This window comes from Saccharopolyspora antimicrobica, from assembly GCF_003635025.1.
In the GTDB taxonomy this organism is placed as follows: Bacteria; Actinomycetota; Actinomycetes; order Mycobacteriales; family Pseudonocardiaceae; genus Saccharopolyspora; species Saccharopolyspora antimicrobica.
The window spans coordinates 1,902,490-1,920,159 of the sequence record NZ_RBXX01000002.1 but is presented as its reverse complement, the minus strand read 5'-3'; the positions used below and the strand labels follow the sequence as shown (position 1 = coordinate 1,920,159).

Annotated in this window: 16 protein-coding genes; 5 read left to right on the top strand and 11 right to left on the bottom strand. The window is 68.7% G+C overall.

From position 1 onward, the window contains the following. Window positions 1-102 precede the first annotated feature (102 nt). The 4 genes from ATL45_RS09500 to ATL45_RS09485 form a co-directional block, all read right to left on the bottom strand. Window positions 103-1,203, bottom strand: a complete 1,101-nt coding sequence (locus ATL45_RS09500; RefSeq protein ID WP_093155901.1) for an S-methyl thiohydantoin desulfurase family protein — start codon at window positions 1,201-1,203, stop codon at window positions 103-105. Further along, on the bottom strand, window positions 1,200-2,270 hold the full coding sequence (locus tag ATL45_RS09495) for an S-methyl thiohydantoin desulfurase family protein (RefSeq protein WP_177242024.1): 1,071 nt from the start codon (window positions 2,268-2,270) through the stop codon (window positions 1,200-1,202). Before ATL45_RS09495 ends, ATL45_RS09500 begins: the two co-directional genes overlap by 4 nt. 2 nt (window positions 2,271-2,272) lie before the next feature. Next, on the bottom strand, window positions 2,273-3,811 hold the full coding sequence (locus ATL45_RS09490) for a hydantoinase/oxoprolinase N-terminal domain-containing protein (RefSeq protein ID WP_093155898.1): 1,539 nt from the start codon (window positions 3,809-3,811) through the stop codon (window positions 2,273-2,275). A gap of 318 nt (window positions 3,812-4,129) precedes the next feature. Beyond that, window positions 4,130-5,461, bottom strand: a complete 1,332-nt coding sequence (locus ATL45_RS09485; RefSeq protein ID WP_093155896.1) for a purine-cytosine permease family protein — start codon at window positions 5,459-5,461, stop codon at window positions 4,130-4,132. 168 nt (window positions 5,462-5,629) lie between these two features. Here ATL45_RS09485 and ATL45_RS09480 point away from each other — a divergent pair, with 168 nt between their 5' ends. Further along, window positions 5,630-7,006: a hypothetical protein gene (locus tag ATL45_RS09480; RefSeq protein WP_093155895.1), complete on the top strand. Its 1,377-nt coding sequence runs from the start codon at window positions 5,630-5,632 to the stop codon at window positions 7,004-7,006. A 65-nt stretch (window positions 7,007-7,071) separates the two neighbouring features. Here the strand turns inward: ATL45_RS09480 and ATL45_RS09475 are convergent, their stop codons facing one another. From ATL45_RS09475 to ATL45_RS09465, 3 genes are all read right to left on the bottom strand, one after another. After that, the gene (locus ATL45_RS09475; RefSeq protein WP_093155893.1) at window positions 7,072-7,734 is read right to left on the bottom strand and encodes an alpha/beta fold hydrolase; all 663 of its coding nucleotides are present in this window, start codon (window positions 7,732-7,734) and stop codon (window positions 7,072-7,074) included. Between the two features lie 107 nt (window positions 7,735-7,841). After that, window positions 7,842-8,519, bottom strand: coding sequence for an alpha/beta fold hydrolase (locus ATL45_RS09470; protein WP_093155892.1), 678 nt, complete (start codon window positions 8,517-8,519; stop codon window positions 7,842-7,844). A 154-nt stretch (window positions 8,520-8,673) separates the two neighbouring features. Then, window positions 8,674-9,150: a MarR family winged helix-turn-helix transcriptional regulator gene (locus ATL45_RS09465; RefSeq protein WP_093155890.1), complete on the bottom strand. Its 477-nt coding sequence runs from the start codon at window positions 9,148-9,150 to the stop codon at window positions 8,674-8,676. A 57-nt stretch (window positions 9,151-9,207) separates the two neighbouring features. On the opposite strand from ATL45_RS09465, the gene ATL45_RS09460 reads away from it, so the two are divergent. Then, window positions 9,208-9,765 carry a carboxymuconolactone decarboxylase family protein gene (locus tag ATL45_RS09460; RefSeq protein ID WP_211841206.1) on the top strand — a complete coding sequence of 186 codons (558 nt, stop codon included), beginning with the start codon at window positions 9,208-9,210 and terminating at the stop codon, window positions 9,763-9,765. Here ATL45_RS09460 and ATL45_RS09455 read toward each other — a convergent pair. From ATL45_RS09455 to ATL45_RS09445, 3 genes are all read right to left on the bottom strand, one after another. Further along, window positions 9,743-10,474, bottom strand: coding sequence for a GntR family transcriptional regulator (locus tag ATL45_RS09455; protein WP_093155889.1), 732 nt, complete (start codon window positions 10,472-10,474; stop codon window positions 9,743-9,745). The genes ATL45_RS09460 and ATL45_RS09455 overlap by 23 nt on opposite strands. Window positions 10,475-10,558: 84 nt before the next feature. After that, window positions 10,559-11,248: a deoxyribose-phosphate aldolase gene (deoC, locus tag ATL45_RS09450; RefSeq protein WP_093155887.1), complete on the bottom strand. Its 690-nt coding sequence runs from the start codon at window positions 11,246-11,248 to the stop codon at window positions 10,559-10,561. Between the two features lie 4 nt (window positions 11,249-11,252). After that, window positions 11,253-12,146, bottom strand: a complete 894-nt coding sequence (locus ATL45_RS09445) for a ribokinase (RefSeq protein WP_093155886.1) — start codon at window positions 12,144-12,146, stop codon at window positions 11,253-11,255. 160 nt (window positions 12,147-12,306) lie between these two features. Between ATL45_RS09445 and ATL45_RS09440 the strand changes: the two genes are divergently transcribed. Both ATL45_RS09440 and ATL45_RS09435 read left to right on the top strand, forming a co-directional pair. Next, on the top strand, window positions 12,307-13,272 hold the full coding sequence (locus ATL45_RS09440) for a nucleoside hydrolase (protein WP_093155884.1): 966 nt from the start codon (window positions 12,307-12,309) through the stop codon (window positions 13,270-13,272). Further along, the gene (locus ATL45_RS09435) at window positions 13,269-14,660 is read left to right on the top strand and encodes an MFS transporter (protein ID WP_093155883.1); all 1,392 of its coding nucleotides are present in this window, start codon (window positions 13,269-13,271) and stop codon (window positions 14,658-14,660) included. The genes ATL45_RS09440 and ATL45_RS09435 overlap by 4 nt, the downstream gene beginning before the upstream one ends. A 261-nt stretch (window positions 14,661-14,921) precedes the next feature. Here ATL45_RS09435 and ATL45_RS39970 read toward each other — a convergent pair whose 3' ends face one another. Then, a complete protein-coding gene (locus tag ATL45_RS39970) occupies window positions 14,922-15,050 on the bottom strand; it encodes a hypothetical protein (protein WP_256258502.1) in 129 nt (42 codons plus the stop codon). A gap of 1,821 nt (window positions 15,051-16,871) precedes the next feature. Between ATL45_RS39970 and ATL45_RS09430 the strand changes: the two genes are divergently transcribed. Further along, window positions 16,872-17,594 (top strand): KpnI family restriction enzyme N-terminal domain-containing protein, encoded by a 723-nt coding sequence (locus ATL45_RS09430; RefSeq protein WP_093155881.1) that lies wholly within the window; start codon window positions 16,872-16,874, stop codon window positions 17,592-17,594. Window positions 17,595-17,670 lie beyond the last annotated feature (76 nt).

The window sequence follows — 17,670 nt, the reverse complement described above, 5'->3', positions numbered from 1 at the left end:
CAATTCGGGTTCAGTCAGAGTGTCTCGGCCGCCAGTCCGAGTCAAGGGCGAGTTCGTTGCTCGCGGGTGGCGATGGTGCATGGCCATCGCCACCCGCGAGGGTCAGGGGGCGACGAGCTCTTCGACCGGGCGGAAGTCGTGCGGGAGGCCGAAGGCCGCCGGGCCGAAGACCGCCAGGGCTTCCGGGGTGCGCATCAGATCCGGCGTGGAGATGCCGATGACCGTGATCCGCTGGCCGTAGCGCAGGGATTCGGTGGTGATCGGCTCCGCCTGCTCGGCGTCCAGCACGCACACCAGGTCCGGGACCACGCACCGCACCTCGCCGTCGACCAGCGCCACCAGGTTCTCGTTCTGGAACTCCAGCTCGAGCTCGTGCTCGCCGTCGAAGGACACCGCCGCCGCGCGCCCGCGCGCGAACCCGGCCTCGGTGCGCCGCTCGACGTCCGAGACCTTGCCGCGGAACAGCACCCGCAGGTGCCCGTACAAGGTGCCCTTCAGCACCTCGCCGAGGTGCGCGACCGGATCGGCGTTGCGCTCGCGGGCCTCGCGGATGGCCTTGCCGACGGTGTGCGCCAGCGTGAGGGTGCGCGGGACGGCGGTGCGCTTCACGTCCGCCCCGCTCATCGAGTACTCGGCGATGTGCGCGACCCCGCCCAGGCGGATGGTGACGCCGCGCGCCAGCCACTCCATCCGGACGTTGTCGGCGCCCGCGTCGATCACCGCCGTTTCGCCGCGCTCACCGGCCACCGCCATCGGCGACCCGGTCACGCCGTAGACCCCGAAGGTCTCCATCTGCAGTTCCGGGAACGCGCGGCCCATGCCGTCGGCGTCCACCACCGGCAGGCCGGTGCGGGCCGCCACCACCAGCGGGATCATCGAGTTGATCCCGCCGCACTCGATCGGCATCGTCGCCGTCGCCTTGGCCCCGAGGTGGGACTCCAGCGCGCGCAAAGCGGTCACCGGCTCCTCGCCGCTCGGGATCTTCTCGTGCACCACCGTGGGCGCACCCATCTGCGCCGTCGGGATCACCAGCGCGTCGTCGTCCACTTCGGACGGATCGAGCACGGTGATCGGCCCGGACTCGCGGATCGCCTGCTGCACCAGCAACCGGCCCACGTACGGGTCGCCGCCGCCCCCGGTGCCCAGCACGGCCGCGCCGCGGGCCAGGTCGGTCAGGTACTCCTCGGTCAGCTGCCAGCTCACTGCCGGACCCCCACCGGGTCGATGTCGTAGCCGAAGTAGCGCGGCCCGGCCAGCTCCAGCCCGGCCGGGGTGTGCCAGCGCGGATCGGCGGGCGCCGCGATGATCGCGATCCGCTGGCCGAAGCGCATCGCCTCGGTGGTGATGGCCTCGCCGGATTCCCGGTCCAGGGTGCAGATCAGGTCCGGCACCGAGGCCAGCACGGTGCCGTCGCGCTCGGCGACGAGGTGCTCGTTCTGGAACCGCAGCACCAGCTCGGTGCCGCTGTCGCCGTCCATGCCGACCAGCCGCGCGTCGCCGCGGGCGAAACCGGACACGGTGCGCCGCGAGACGTCGACGACCTTGCCGGTGAACAGCCGGCGCCCGCTCAGCCGGTCGACGACGGCGTCCACCGGGTCGCGGTGCTCGGCCTGCGCGGTGCGCACCAGCCGGCCCAGCTCCGCGCACAGCGTCAGGGTGCCCGGGACCAGGGACTCGCGAGCCTGCCCGCCGGTCATCGCGAAGCTGCTGATCATCGCCGAGCAGCCCATGTCGATGGTGACGCTGCGGGCGAGCCGCTCCGCCCAGTGGTTGTCCACGGTGTCCAGCACACCGCGGTTGCCCTTCTCGTCGGCGATGGCCATCGGCGTGGCCTTGATGCCGTACAGCGTGGGCAGCACCATCTGGATCTCGGGGAACGCGCGTCCCATGCCGTCCCCGTCGATCAGCGGCAGGCCCAGCTGCGCTGCGGCGGCCACCGGGATCAGCGAGTTGACCCCGCCCGCCTCGGCGCACGCGATGTGCGTGAGCTCCTGGCCGAGGTAGTCGGCGAGGGTGCGGGCGGCCAGGCCGATCTGCTCGATCGACGGCAGCTTCTCGACCATCACGGTCGGCGCGCCCATCATCGCCACCGGCAGCACCGCGGCGTCCGGCGGCACTTCTTCCAGCGGTGTCAGGGAAACCGGGCCGTGCTCGCGCAGCGAGGCGCTGGCCAGCAGCCGGCCGATGTGCGGGTCGCCGCCACCGCCGGTGCCCAGGATGGCCGCGCCGCGGGCGATGTCGTCCAGGTCGGACAGTGCGATCTCGCGCATGCTCACGCCTCCAGCTGCAGGTCGCCGACGGCCTTCACCCGGATCCGGGTCGCGTTGCCCGGCAGGTACGGGATGGGCACCTCGTCGAAGTCCACGATGTCCACGGTGGACGGGCTCGCGCCCGCGGCCACCGCCCGGTCGACCGCTTCCTGCTTGGCCTCGTCGACCACCGAATCGCGGCGGCCCGGCTCGATCGCGTACACCCGGTCCACCTCGCCGCCGATCTGCGCGATCGCCGCCCCGATGGCGTTGGCCACCGCGTAGTTCTCCGGCCGGTGCACCTCGCCCGCCTCGCCCAGCTCGTCCGGCAGCAGCACCGAACCGCCGCCGACGGCGACCACCGGCAGCGGCTCGGCGGAGGTCCGCATCCGCTCGACGGCGTCGGCGTTGTCCGCGGCGATGCGCTCCAGCGCGGCCCGGACCAGGTCCTTGTCGAGGTGCTTGACCAGCTCGGGATCGCCGATCTCGGCGCGCCCGGCGGCCACCGCGATGTCCGTGGCGGTCAGCGTGTCGCCGCCGAACACCAGGGCCTTCGAGGTCAGCTGGTAGCCCACCGACTCCGGGCCGACGGCCCCGTCGCGCACCAGGCTGCCGCCGCCGATGCCGATCGACAGCACGTCCGGCATCCGGAAGTTGGTGCGGATCCCGGCGACGCTGACCGCGGTGGTCGCTTCGCGCGGGAAGCCCTGGTTGAGCACGCCCACATCGCTGGTGGTGCCGCCGACGTCGATCACCGCGCAGGTGTCCAGGCCGGACAGCACGGCCGCCCCGCGCATCGAGTTGGTCGGGCCGGAGGCGAACGTCGCCACCGGGTAGCGGCGGGCGAAGTCGACGTCCATCAGGGTGCCGTCGTTCTGGCTCAGGTACAGCGGCGCGGTGATGCCCGCACCGGCCACCGAGGTGGCCAGGCCGTCCACGATGTTGGCCGCCAGCTCCCGCAGCGCGGCGTTGATGACCGTGGCGTTCTCCCGCTCCAGCAGGCCGATCCGGCCGATCTCGTGGGACAGCGAGATCGCCACGTCCGGCAGCTCGGCGGCGATCAGCTCCGCGGCGCGCTGCTCGAAGTCGTGGTTGACCGGGGAGAAAACCGAGGTGATCGCGACGCTGCGCACCCCGTTGCGGCCCATGTCGTCGATGGCCTTGCGCAGCTCGGCCTCGTCCAGCTCGGCGATGTGCCGTCCGTCGAACTCGTGCCCGCCGTGGCACAGGTAGCTGCGCCCGGACACGGCCTCGACCAGTCGCTGCGGCCAGTCCACCATCGGCGGCAGCGACGCACCGGCGGGCAGGCTGAGCCGCACCGCGGCGGTGGGGGCGAGCCTGCGGGCCTCGATGAGGGCGTTGATGAAGTGCGTGGTGCCGATCATCACCGCGCGCACCCCAGCGGGGTCGAACGCGTGCTGCCGCTGGAGACCGTCGATGGCCGCGACGATCCCGGAGGTGACATCGGTGGTGGTGCTCATCTTCACGGCGGCGAGCACCTCGGTGCCGTCCAGCAGGACGGCGTCGGTGTTGGTGCCGCCGACGTCAATGCCGATGCGCAAGTCGGAACTCCTTCGTCGGTTTTCCATGCTCGTTTTGCTTAGCGGTGCCGGTGGCGGAACCTCAGACGCCGTCTAGCTGCGGGATCCCGTTCTTATGTATGACCAATACACGGCGAACGGGACTGGCCTCGCCAAGAGCCCAGTTCGGGTGGGTGCAGTCTGAGAACCCGCGGCGGTGCCGGTTGCTCGGGTGGGCTATGCGCCTGCGGCGCGTGCGGTGGCTCCCTTGCGGTGCCAGGTGTGCTTCGCGGCTGCGGTTCGCGATCAGGGTGGAAGATCTTGGCCGTGTTCCTGGAGATTCGTCTTCCGCACGGGTGGTCATGTGCTGGTCTTCGTCGTCGCGAGGGCAGATGTTGTGCTTGTCCTGCCGACGCCGCGGACGAGGCCGAGCTTCCCGGCGACGACGTAGAGCACGAACGCGAGGACCAGCGAGTTGATGCTCGGCAGGCCGAACTCCACGAGTCCGCCGACCAGCGCGGCGACCAGCCAGACGACCAGCGTCGCGGGCACCCAGTTCGGGGAGGAAGCGGGGATCTCGCCGCGCGCCCGCGATGCTTCGAGCTCCCCGCGCCAGCGGCGCACGATGAAGTACTCGGCGACCATGATCCCGCCGATCGGCGGGAACGCCACCCCGAGCACGGTCAGGAAACCGGTGAACTGGTCGAGGATGCCGACCGCGGCCAGCACGCTGCCGATGAGGCCGAACACCGCCGTCGCGATGCCGCGGTTGAGCTTCTTGCCGAACACCGTGCCGACGAAGTTCACCAGGCCCAGCCCGGAGGAGTACAGGTTCCAGTCGTTGATCTTCAGGGTGCCCGCGACGATGACCAGGATGCCGACCCAGCCGACCGACGAGGTGACGATCGTGGTGATGTCGGCGGAGCGCACGGCGTGCGCGAGCAGCACCCCGGCCAGGCCGATCACGTACTCGCCGAGGGTGATGCCGACCAGCGTCTGCTTGACCACGTCGCCGACGGTGCGGTTGAAGCGGGTCATGTCGGGCGTGATCACCGCGCCGGTGATGAACCCGCCCGCGACCAGCGTGGTCCCCTCCAGCAGCGACAGCTGCGGGCCGGGCGGGGCGGAGGCCATCAGCGCGCCGAGGTCGTGCTGCGTGAGCTCCACCCCGATCGACCAGCCGACGAGCACCAGGAAGGCGGGCACCGACACGTAGGCGACCCAGGCCATCGAGCGGAACCCGCGCAGCACGATCGCGGTGACCAGCAGGCCGAACACCAGCGCCCAGCCCCACTCGGGCAGGCCACCGACCAGCGAGACCAGTCCCTTGGCCGACACCGCGGACTGGATGCCGAACCAGCCGATCAGGCTGATCGCGATGGCCAGCCCGATCAGCGCCGAACCGGCGCGGCCGAAGCCCGTCCAGCGCGCCAGCATCGAGGTGGACAGGCCCTCGCGAGCGCCCATGATCCCGACGAAGATCGCCACGACTTCCAGGATCACGGCGCCGAGGGTCAGCGCGAGGAAGGCGTCCCAGAAGCTCATGCCGAAGCCGAGCGTGGCGCCTAGCAGGAACTGGCTCAGCGCCGAGACCTGACCGAACCGCTGCACGGCCACCGACCACCAGGAGTAGCGGGCGTGGTCGGGCACTCTGGTCAGCGCGTAGTCGTCGACCCCGACGGACGAAGCCATGGCGAGCTCCTCGGGTTGGCTCGGAGGGGCGGTTGGCGGACACCGTAAGCCCTGGTCAACCCGTCGTCAGTGGATGAAGTGCACAGTGGGAACGAGCTAGCAGTGCATGGCGCACAGTTCGGGTCGGGCAGCCGTGGCGCTCCTCGGTGCCGTTAGTACGCTCCGGCCATGGAGCGCGAGGTGGTCGAGGGCCTGCTGTCCGAGCTCGGCACGGAGGCCGAGAAGCGGGAGCAGCCGCGGCAAGGCGACAACGGCGATGCGACGGACGGCTTCGATGAGGAGCCGCTGAGCTTCAAGGAGATGCTCGGGCTGCCGGACCGGCTTCCGCCGCTGCGGTTGCCGTCGGAGGAAGAACTGGCGGCGGCCGCGCGGCAGAGCAGGTTGCTCGACTGCCTGCGGTCTCTGGCCTCGCGCGCCGTCGAGCACTCGCGCGGGGCTGAGGACTGGACGGCCGCCGAGGTGACCGCAGCTGCCGAGGCGCTCGGTCTGCCGGTGCCGGAAACGGTCGAGGGGCTGGCCGATGTCCCGGACCTGGCCCGCCGGTGGGACCTGGCGGTCGATGCGGAGTTCATCGATCCCGCCACCGCCGCCGCGCCGGGCCCCGCGCTCGACGAGTGGCCGAGCGGCAGCGATGAGGACGTGCTGGACGTCTGGTCCGATGTGTTGGGGCTGATCAGCGAGGACGCCTTCCAGGGCGAGGACGTCGATCCCGAGCTGGCCGATGACGGGGCCTTCGCCCTGGTGATGCTGTTCATGACCCGCCACGAGGGCATTCCCGCCTGGGCGCTGCGGAGGATGGTCGCCGATGTCGTCGAGGTCGAGCCGGAGGAGTGGGAGCGCTGGGTCGAGACCAGCGGCGACCTGGCGGACCGGCTGCTCGCGATCCTGGTCGACCTGGGCGCGGCGCAGGTCGACGACGAGATCGCCCGGCTCACCCCGCTCGGCCAGTACGCGCTCGCCGGCGCGCTGACCGAAGACGGCGTCGAAGTGCCGATCCTGCCGTCGGCCGAGGAGATGACCGCCGGCGATCTGGTGGAGTTCGCCGTCGCCGCGGGCGACGCCGAACTGGCGGCCGAGCGGGAAGCCTGGCTCCAGTCCCGCACTCCCGCCGAAGCGGTCGACGAGCTGATCGCCTCGGCCGCGTCCGGCGACGTGGAACACCGGGTGATCGCGATGACCCTCGCGAAGTCCGTCGAAGGCGCGGAGCAGCAGTGGCGGCAGGCGCTGGACGACCCGGCCCTGGCGCCGTACGCGAAGTCGGCGCTGCAGGAATCGGGTGCACCGGACGTCGAGCCGACACCTGCCGACGCGGCATGGCTGCTCGCGGATCTGCTGTCGGCGGGAGCCGCCGATGACCAGGACGACCTGGCCGCGCTGCTGGCGGATTCGGTCCCCGCAGGCCAAGAAGCGGCGCTCTTCGACCAGATCTGGCGCCTGGACCACCCCCACGCGCAAGAGGTGCTGACCCTGATCGGCGACCACCACCCCGACAAGAAGATCGCCAAAGCCGCCCGAAAAGCCGCCCACAAGGTCCCCACCAGGTGAACTTTTCGAGGTGAAGGGCGCTTTCAGGCGAGCAACTCGCTAAAAGGCGCCCTTCACCGCTGGGGTCACGCGGCGGCGTCGAGGAGGATCTTGCGGAAGTCGTCGAAGGCTTCGTGGACGATGTTGTGCCCGATCGGCAGCGAGCGGACGTGCCACGACGGGTCGTCCTTCAGGCGCTCGTAGGTCGCGGTGAGCGGCGAGTTCTCGAACGCGGCGCAGTAGACGTACTCGCGGCGCGGAACCCGGCGGTGCGCACCGGTCAGCCGGATCTGCTGGGTGATCGTGGCCAGCGGGTGCGGCACGGCGCGCTCGTCGAGGACCGGTAGAGGCGCGAACGCGAACCCGTCTTCGCCCGCGCCGCCCGCGTACCAGTCGTGCCAGAAGCCGCCGGTCAGCGACCAGACCGACTCGCCGTCCTCGGGCGCGAAGGCGTCGACGTGCAGCAGCGTCGCGATCCGCTCCGGTGCCCGGTCGGCGACGCCGGTGATCACCATCCCGGCGTAGCTGTGCCCGCAGAGCACGACCTCGCGCAGGTCTTCCGACTCCAGCAGCCGCACCACGTCGTCGATGTGGGTGTCCAGGTTGACCCCGGCGGTCGACTCCTGCGGCCCGAGTCCGGTCAGCGTCACCGCGTGCACGGTGTGGCCCTCCGCGCGCAGTTCCGCCGCGATCGGGTCGTACCACCAGCCGCCGTGGCAAGCGCCCGGAACCAGCACGTAAGTCGCCATGTCTCCTCCTCGGATCGTTCTGCAACCGACCCTAGGAGCCGTTTAGGACAGCTTCTGTCCACAAGCGGGGTGCTTCCTGGAATGCGCGAGGAAGCGCCCCGCTCGGCTCAAGCCCGTGACGTCTCGCGCGCGGCGTCGAGGAGGATCTCGCGGAAGTCGTCGAAGGCTTCCTGGACGAGGTCGTGCCCGACCGGCAGTGCGCGGACGTGCCACGACGGGTCGTCCTTCAGCCGCTCGTAGGTCGGCGTGAACGGGGAGTTCTCGAACCCGGCGCAGTAGACGTACTCGCGGCGCGGGACCCGCAGGTGCGCGCCGGTCAGCCGGAGCTCCTGCACGACCGTTCCCAGCGGGTGCGGCACCGCGCGCTCCTCGTGAACCGGCAGCGGCACGAACGCGAATCCGTCCCTGCCCGCGCCTCCCGCGTACCAGTCGTGCCAGAAGCCGTCCGTCAGCGACCAGGCCGAATCCCCGTTCTCGGGTGCGAAGGCGTCGACGTGCAGCAGCGTCGCGATCCGCTCCGGTGCCCGGTCGGCGACGCCGGTGATCACCATCCCCGCGTAGCTGTGCCCGCAGAGCACGACGTCGTTCAGATCCTCGGATTCCAGCAGGCGGACCACGTCGTCGATGTGGGTGTCGAGGTTGACCCCGGCCCCGGATTCCTGCGGGCCCAGCCCGGTCAAGGTCACCGCGTGCACGGTGTGGCCCTCCGCGCGCAGTTCCGCCGCGATCGGGTCGTACCACCAGCCGCCGTGGCAAGCGCCCGGAACCAGCACGTAGGTCGACATTTCCAGTCCTCCAAGGTTCGATCTGGAAATCGATCCTATGTGGCCTTCGGCCGGAGTTTCGGAAAAACCGGTCACGAAGCGGACTTTCGGTGCAGCCGACACGGATCATCCCGGCATGTGGAAGCTTTCGGGCCGAGACCTCCGCGAAGAGGGGTTACGGCGAGGTGCCGAACCAGCCCGGCACGTCCAGCCGGAAGGAGTTGCCCGGAACCATCGCGCGCAGTCCGGATTCCAGATCGCGCAGCCGGTCCGCGCCCAACGACTCCGCCCACTGCGCGCGCAGGTCGTCGAAGATCGCCGCAGAGCGGGTCAGCGCGTCCACGCCCCGGTCCGTCAGCCGGAGCAGCTTCCGCCGTGCGTCGTCCGGATCGTCCGCTCGTTCGACGTAGCCGAGCTTCTCCAGGCGGTCGGCGGTCTTCCCGGCGGCCTGCTTGGAGATGCCGAGCCTGCGCCCGAGCTCGCTGGCGGTCGCGCCGTCCGGGCCGATGGCCTGCATCGCGAACCCGTACGCCGGGCGAACGTCGGGGTGGCCCTGCTCGGCGAGCTCGGCGTGCAGCTGGTCGATCAGCGACCGGAAGCCGGCGAAGAGCAGCAGCGGCAGCTCGAAGCCCGGGGTCTCAGCGCTTGCCATAATCGACAACCTCGTTTACCTTTTCGTCAACCACGTTGTCGAGTTTAGGGGAGTGCCTTGTTCACCGACCACACCACCGAAACCGCGCCGGAAGGTTCCCGCCGGGCCATGGCCGGGACCGCCGAGCGGCTCGGCCACCTGCCCGCGGCCGTGGCGCGACTCGCCGAATCGCCGCACCTGCTCAACGGATTCCTCAAGCTCAGCGCGATGTTCGACGACACGACGCTGGATCCGCTCGCCCGCGAAGTCGTGATCATGGCGATCGCAACGCGCAACGAGTGCCACGTCTGCGTCGCGATGCACTCCGCGAAGCTCGCCGCGCTGAACGCGGCACCCGAACTCGTCGAAGCGCTGCGCGAGCAGCGGCCGTTGGCGGATCAGCGTCTCGAAGCGATCCGCGTGTTCGCGCTGCAGCTCGTGGAGCGCGCCGGTGCGGTGGAAACCGAGGAGCTGCAAGCGTTCCTGGCGCACGGCTACACCAAGCAGAACGCGCTGGAAGTGGTCCTCGGCATCGGCGTCTACACCACGTCCACCCTGGCCAACCGGCTCGTGGACGCGCCGCTGGACGAGCCGCTCGCACCGTTCGCCTGGCTCAGCGCGTCAGCAGCGAGGTGACCTTCACGGCGGTGCTGTTGATCCAGACGTCGGAGTACTCCACGGCCTGCCCGTCGCGGGTGTAGGTCACCTGCTCCAGGTAGAGAACCGGCGAGCCGGTGGAGATCTCCAGGGCCTCAGCGACGTCCTCGCGGGCGAGCTCGGCGCTGAACGTGCGCCGCCCCTCGGCCACCGGGAGCCGGTATGACTTCTCCAGCACGTCGAACAGCGAATTCCGCTCGAAATCAACGTCTTCGATGCCGGGACACAGGTCCGCCCGCACCCAGTTCACCAGGTACGCCAGCGGCCCTTGCGGCCCGCGGAACACCCGCACCAGCCGCAGCCCAGGAGTCCCCGGCGGCGCGCCGAGGAGCGCCTGAACGGTCATCTGCAGCCCTTCCAGCCGAGCGCTGACGACCTGGACTTCCAGCGCGTACCCCTGCGCGCGGAAGTCCTCGGACAGCGAATGCAGGCGCTGCGCGATCTGCGGCTCGAGCACGCCCGCCGTGACGAACGTGCCGCGCCCGCGGGTCTGCACCAGCAGCCCTTCCTCGATGAGCACGGCCAGCGCCTTGCGCAGCGTCCCGCGGCTGACGCCCAGCTGCTCGGCCAGCGCAGGCTCGGGCGGGAGCTTGTAGTGGGCGGGCCAGCGACCGTTGAGGATGTCCTCCCGGAAGGACGCCGCGATCTGCGCGTGCAGCGGTTCCGGAGCATCCCGCGAGATCCTCACCTGGCCCCCTTCGGTCGTGCGTGGCGGTCGTGAGTGCGTAACAGTGCTCGAACACTGTTACGCACTCACGACCCCCCGCTGCGGTCAGTACGACGAAGCCGCCGCGCCGCCGGTCACGATCGCGATGCCCGCGCTGGTGCCCAGCAGCGAAGCCCCCGCGTCGAGCAGCGACACGGCCTGCTCGACGGTCTTGATCCCACCAGACGCCTTCACCCGCACGCCCGGGCGGGCACGTTCGACGAGGTAGGCGATGCTGTCGGCGTTGGCGACCTCGACCGCGCCGCTGCTGGCGTTCTTCAGGTACGCCGCACCGGCGTCCATCGCCAGCTGCACCGCGCGCTCCCGCTCCGCCGCGTTGAACTTCGGCAGTTCGAGCATGACCTTCACCGGGATCCCGGCGGCCTCCACCACGGCAGCGATGTCGTCGCGGAACTCCTGCTCCATGCCGCTGCGCAGCCAGCCCACCTGCACGCCCATGTCGAGCTGGTCGGCACCGGCCTCGGCGATCGCGCGCGCCTCGGCGGCCTTGCCCGCCGTGGTCATCGAGCCGACGGTGGGGAAGTCCAGCGCGCTGGCGACCTGGACACCGCTGCCGCGCAACCGCTCGGCCACCAGCGGCACCCAGGAGGCCGGGACCATCGCGGCGTTGAAGCCGAACTGCACGGCCTCCTCGCAGTGCCTGATCAGGTCCTCGCGGGTGAGGCCGATCTCGATGGCGGTGTGCTGGATGAACGGGGCGAGCGAGGCCGGTTCGGCGGCCGAGTAAGCGGACACGTCATCACCTTTCTTCGAGGTCTTCGGAGCGGGGGAGGCCGGGGACCACCTCGTGGTGGGCCACGGCGAAGGCGCCGGCCGCCGCTGCGTAGCGGGCCGCGCGGCGCAGATCCCAGCCGCGGCACCAAGCGACAGCGAACGCGGCGTTGAACGCATCGCCGGCGCCCGTGGTGTCCACGACCCGGGTGGCGAGCACCGGCGGGATGTGCGCGCGCTCGACGCCGTCGTCGACGTGCGCGCCGTCGGTGCCGCAGGTCAGCACGATCTTCGCGGCGAACCGCTGGCGCAGCGCGTCCAGCAGAACGCCGGGATCGGTGGTGTCGAGTCCGGTCAGCACCTGCGCCTCGGTGAGGTTCGGCGTGAGGACGTCGACCAGCGCCGCCACGTCCTGCGGCAGGTCGCGGGCGGGAGCCGGGTTGAACAGGGTCGGCGTGCCGTGCTCAGCGGCGGTGCGCAGCGCGGCGGCGACGGTGTCGGCGGGGATCTCGTTGCAGACCATCAGGAGGTCGGCGTCGGCGATGACCTCGGCGAAACCGGCGACGTGCGCCGGGGACAGCAGGTCGAGCGCGCCGGGCGCGACGATGATCCGGTTCTCCCCGTCCTGCTCGACGAGGATCACCCCGGTCATGGTCGGAGCGTCCACAGTGGCCACCGCACTGGCGTCGACACCTTCGCGCTGCCACAGCTCCCGGCCCTGCGCGCCGAGCACGTCATCGCCGACCGCGGTCAGGAATGAGACGTCGGCACCGAGCCGAGCCGCGCCGATGGCCTGGTTGGAGCCCTTGCCGCCCGGTCCGAGCGAGAAGGTGGCGTCGCCCAGCGTCTCGCCGCGGCCGGGAATCCGCTCCGCCCGCATCGTCATGCCCGTGCCGTAGCTGCCCACAACAGCGATCCGCATGGCACCTCCCTGGATGTACAACAGTGTACATATGTGTCCTGCGCGACAGTGCTCACTGCCGAGCCGTACGCCTGGATTGACGCGTTATCTGCGTCGACTTACAGTACGTGCGGTTCCACCGAGTGGACAAATCAATGAACATATTCGTGCAGGAGATGCGATGCCCGAAACCATCCCGCTGGTGATCGACACCGACACGGCGCAGGACGACTGCATCGCCCTGCTCGCGGGCCTGCTCGACCCGCGAGCCGACCTGCGCGCCGTGACGATGGTGGCGGGCAACGTCGACTTCGACCACCAGGTCCGCAACGCCCACCTGACCTGCAACGTGGCCGGCCGCCTCGGCGAGGTGCCGATCCACCTGGGCTGCCGCCGCCCGATGGTGCGCCCGTGGGAGAGCGCGGAGAACGTGCACGGCGACGGCGCGGGCGGCCTGACGATGGACCTGACCGGCTGCGAACCGGAAACCGAGCACGCGGTGGACGCGCTGATCCGGCTGGCCGCGGAGAATCCCGGCGAGCTGTCGATCGTCGCCATCGGCCCGCTGACCAACATCGCGACCGCGGTGGTCAAGGACCCGGACTTCGTCGGCAACGTCAAGACCCTCTACGTGATGGGCGGTTCCAACAACGCCCGCGGCAACATCACCGCGGCGGCGGAGTTCAACTTCTACGTGGACCCCGAAGCGGCCAAGACGGTCTTCGCGGCGGGCTTCGAGATCGTGGTGGTCCCGTGGGCCCCGCTGACCCTCGACCAGGCGGTGTTCGACCAGCCCAAGCTGAACGAGATCGCGGCCCTGGGAACCCCGCTGGGCGACTTCTTCACCAAGGTCTGCGCGGCGACCCTGGAGTTCGACCGCAGCGTCGGCATCGACGGCACCACCCACCCGGACTCCCTGACGGCGGCGGTCCTCCTGCACCCGGAGCTGATCAACCGCAGCGCCCGCTACCACGTGGACGTGGAAACGGCCGGCGAGCTGACCCGCGGCTACGCGGCGATGTCCTGGGGCGTGCACGGCCTGGAGCCGAACGCGACGGTGATCGAGGAGATCGACGCCCCGGCGTTCTACGCCTACATCAAGAACCTCCTGGCCACCCGCACCACCCTCTCCCGGGAGATGGCGTGACCTTGGCTGCTGTGCGGGTGCGCCCGCCCCTGGTGCTGACGGCCCTGCTGGTCGCGGTGGCCAGCTTCCAGATGAACGCGACGATGCTGTCGCCGGCCATCGACGACATGGCCAAGTCCCTGAGCACGGACGTGGGCACCATCGGCCTGAGCGCCACGGTGTTCCTGTTCGTGGCGGGCCTGGCGGGCGTGGTCCTGCCGCGCTACAGCGACATCATCGGCCGCCGCCGAGTCCTGTTCGGCTCGATCGCGGTAATGGCCACCGGCAGCCTGATCGCAACGGTGGCCCCGAACGTCGAGACCCTGATGATCGGCCGAGCCCTCCAAGGAGCCTGCGGCGCCACGATCTCCCTCGGCATCCTGACGCTCCGAGACATCCTCCCGACGGCGCAGTTCGGCCGCTACCTGGGCATCCTCACGGCGGTGAACAGCGGAGTGGCCGGCGTGGACACCCTGCTGGGCGGAGTCATCACGGACACGATCGGCTTCCGAGGAATCTTCGGCCTCACCTTCGCCCTGGAGGTGATCGCGGTAGCGATGATCGCGGCCTGGGTCCCGGACTCAGCGCGCACGGGCGCCCGCATGGACTGGCGAGGAGCAGCGGTGATCTGCCTGGCGCTGCTCGGCATCAACGCCTGGCTGACCCTCGGCCCAACAATGGGCTGGCTCGCAACCTGGCCCCTGACCTGCCTGCTGGTGGGCCTGCTCCTCCTCCCCCTGTTCTGGCTGGTAGAGCGAAACCAAGCAGAACCGCTCCTCCCGCTCCGAGCCCTCCGAAGCAGAGGAGTCTGGGGCCTCCTCCTGACAACGTTCTGCACAATGGCCTCGATCTTCGCGGTCCTAACCTTCGTCTACCCGACGTTGGCCCAAAACGCGACCGCCGGCTTCGCCTACGACGGAACGACGACGGCGCTGATGTTCCTGATGCCGTATGCCCTGGCGGGCTGGATCCTGGCCCCCTTGGCCGGGTCGCTGGCCCCCCGCATCGGCTACCGAAACATGCTCCGAATCGGCCTAGTGGGCAACCTGCTGCTGATCGCAGGCACGATCTTCGCGGTGAACTCCCCCTGGCTCCTGTTCGTCCTCGTGGCCCTGATGGGAGTCTCCTACGCAGCCTGCGCAGCAACAGCCCTCAACGGCATGGGCGTCATCTACGCCCCGAAGGAATCGCCAGGAATCCTCCCAGGCCTGAACGCCACAATGTTCAACCTCGGAGCCTCAGTCGGCATCGGAGTCCTCTCCGGCCTGGTAGCCAAGGGCACCCCCGACGGAGCGACGGACCCCGCAGGCTTCACCACAGCGTTGGTCGTAGCCGCGATTATCTCGGCGGTAGCTCTCCTGGCCTCGTTAGTCCTGCCGGGGAAAGCAGGAACAGCCGAGAAGGTCTGACCTGGGTGATTCCAGATTCCTCGCACAATGCTGCATTGGCGGACGTAAACCCCTGACAGTTCCTTCTTGGTGCTTCTAACTCCACCGTTCAGTAGCGTGGTTGCTTCCGGCCGGCGAGGGCCATGTCTTGGCCCTCGCCGGCCGGAGCGGTACCAGCCGGTTGTTGCTGGGTAACGCCCACTCATACGGCAGGCGCTACCCAGCAACATCACCTCGACGAGCAGCTCGAGCTGTGCGCCGGCGTGGCTTGCGCACCCCGAGTCACAGGAAGTGCGTCGTCCTGAAGACGGTCATCACGATCCAGGCCAGGGCGAGGAGCACCGTCAGGTAGCTCAGCAGGATGAGGAGGCGCCGGAGCCGCTTGGAGCAGTCGAGGCACCGCCCGATCATGTTGATCAGTGCAACAGCCCACCCTCCGGGTTCATCGTTCGAGTTTCCGCCGGTAGGCGGGGTAGGGTTACACATGCGAGTTCTCCTTCGCGTCTTTGATGAGGGCTTGCGCTGCCCCACCCGTGGCCGCGGGTGGGGCAACCTTCTCTTCCAGGTGTTCCCGACGTGCGGCGCACCTTGCTGTCGTATCCGCTCGGTCGCAGATATGAAGCATGTGTTGAGCCGATGCATCGGATGGAAGTCCCTGCGCTGCGGCTAGCGCGCAAGGAGTTCGGGTTCGCTGATGAATTTGGATCAGGCGGCCTCCTTTGTAATTCATGAGCTGAGCTGTGGCTGCAGCCTTGAGTGGATTCAACGTCCACCGTTGCTCGGTGCTTGGTGTCGATTGAAACTTTCCCCGGCGCAGGGGATCAGTCTTGCATCCTCCGGTCAAGGCAGATGCAAGCGGGAGCTTAACAGCGGGCGGATGCGCTGCGGGAGCGGCTCACGGATCCGGTTTTCGCAGGTCGCCAAAGCGCAACCTGCGAGAATAGTGGATGGCTCGATTCCTGACGACACCTAGGAGGTGTAAATCGAAAAGAATCCCTACCGTTGTGATCATTATCACCCATCCTTGTAGTACGGTTTTGCTGACTGACCTGATGCTGGCTGAGAGTGGCCAGCTGCCACGGCCTCCTGTAATCGGAGGTATCGTCGACTCCTTTCGGCCGGTTGATGACTTGATTGATGCCTGCTCATAGTGCCGCCTGCATCGCTATCCCGGAGTCCGGGAACAGGCCGTACTGATTTAACGCCAGCGCAAACTGAAGAACATCGCTGTGTTGGCGAGTCTGGCCGAATATTTGTACCAGTGTCCGCGCCAGCACGTGCTCGCCATGCCGCCGAAGGTGCACGACACATGCGGCGCTTTCTGGTGGGCCGAGCAGCGCTGGGAACTCCCGGATGAGGGTGAGTGCATCTTCGGGGTGGCCGCTGCGGAAGATCCTGACTGCCGACGTTGCTGCTGAGTCCGCTGTGGCCCCCGGTGCCGCTGTCGGCGAGCTCGAGCTGGAGGACGACGTCGGCAAGCTTGCGCAATTGGAGCGCTGCCGGTCTCGTGCAAAAGCTGGATTGTCGGACTTTGCACGGGTGCCGGTCTTGCTTGCGTGGTCCTCGGTCGCCGGGTCCGTCTGTGATGAGAGGGGGGATGGCTCATTGCTCGCCAGGGCTCGAAGGTGAAGCAGTTCCCCGAGGTCAATGCTCCGGTCGCCGGATTCCTCGGATGCAGCGCAGTGCAGTGCTCGTACGAACTCCTCGCCCGGAACGGTCTTCCCGTTGAACGACCGGGATAGCTGACTGATCGACGGCAGGTCGTCGCATGTGGCTGCCAGGCGTCGGCGCAGCGCATCCAAGGTTGGTGTGGGCAGGTTGAGAGACGCCCGTAGGTGCCAAAGCGCGTCGACGAGCTTGGTGCGCGCTGGTCTGCTGTTGATGGGACGACTCCGATCCTGGTGGCAGCACGACTAAACGTCCTGCTCCGGGTGGGAAGTAGGACGAGCTGGGCGAACATGACCGACCGCAACATGATCGCCACTCTGGTAGGGGATCATGTCACCGTTCGTGATGTCAAGCTAGCCCGCATCTTCCGCTCTGGCGTGTCGAGCGCCTTCAGTGAGGCGTGCATGAGACACGGAGAAGTGCTGGACAATCCAGGGTGATCGGTGTCCACTGGGCTGGGAAGATCTCTGGGGGTGCCAGTACATGGCTCGACAGGGACGTTACGGTGAGACGTCGGCTCCCCCGGCTGGTTGTCACTGCGTTGTGCATGACGAGGAGGGCTCAATGACGCTGCCATCGTGGCGCGACCCGAAGCTCGGGAGCATGGTCAGGGCGGCGCTCTGGCTGGAGACCGAGGTTGGAGAGGGCAACATCTTCACCAAGAACCGCTTGCGGGAAGCGTTTCCCGACGTGTCCCAGATCGATCGGCGGATTCGTGATCTCCGGGACTACGGGTGGCAGCTGGACACCAGACGTGAGGACGTGTCTCTTCGGCAGGAAGAGCAGCGGTTCGCGAAGCGGGGAGCTGAGGTATGGCTTCCTGAGTTGCGCGCCAAGGCGAAGCCGAAGGATAAGTCCGGACTGTCGGCTGCGCAGCGCACGAAGATCATGGCGGACGATGACTTTCAGTGCCGATCGTGCGGTGCAGCAGCCGGCGACGTGTACGAAGACGGAGTTTCCGTTGCTCAGCTGGACATCACGCGCAGGCAGGTCAAGCTTCCTGACGGCACTGAAGACGTGCAGCTGGTCACCGAATGCGCGCGATGCAGGGTCGGTGGCCGCGGGAGAGCTGTCGACCTCGGTGAGGTGATCGGTGCTGTGACGTCGCTTTCGCCGCTGGAACAGGAAATTTTCGCCGACTGGCTGGATCGTGATCGCCGGACCTTCAGTACCTTGGAAAAGATCTGGGCTACCTACCGGACATTGCCGAAGGATGCCCGCGCCGAGGTCCGGAAGGTTGTTAGTGGTAGTGCGGATGATGTGCCTGCCGGCGGACAACTTTGGTGACGCAGCCAAACTGGTCTGAGCGCAGGTTATTTGGTGAGCCCTAAGCCGGCAGCCTGGAGTACCACCGGCAGCGTCT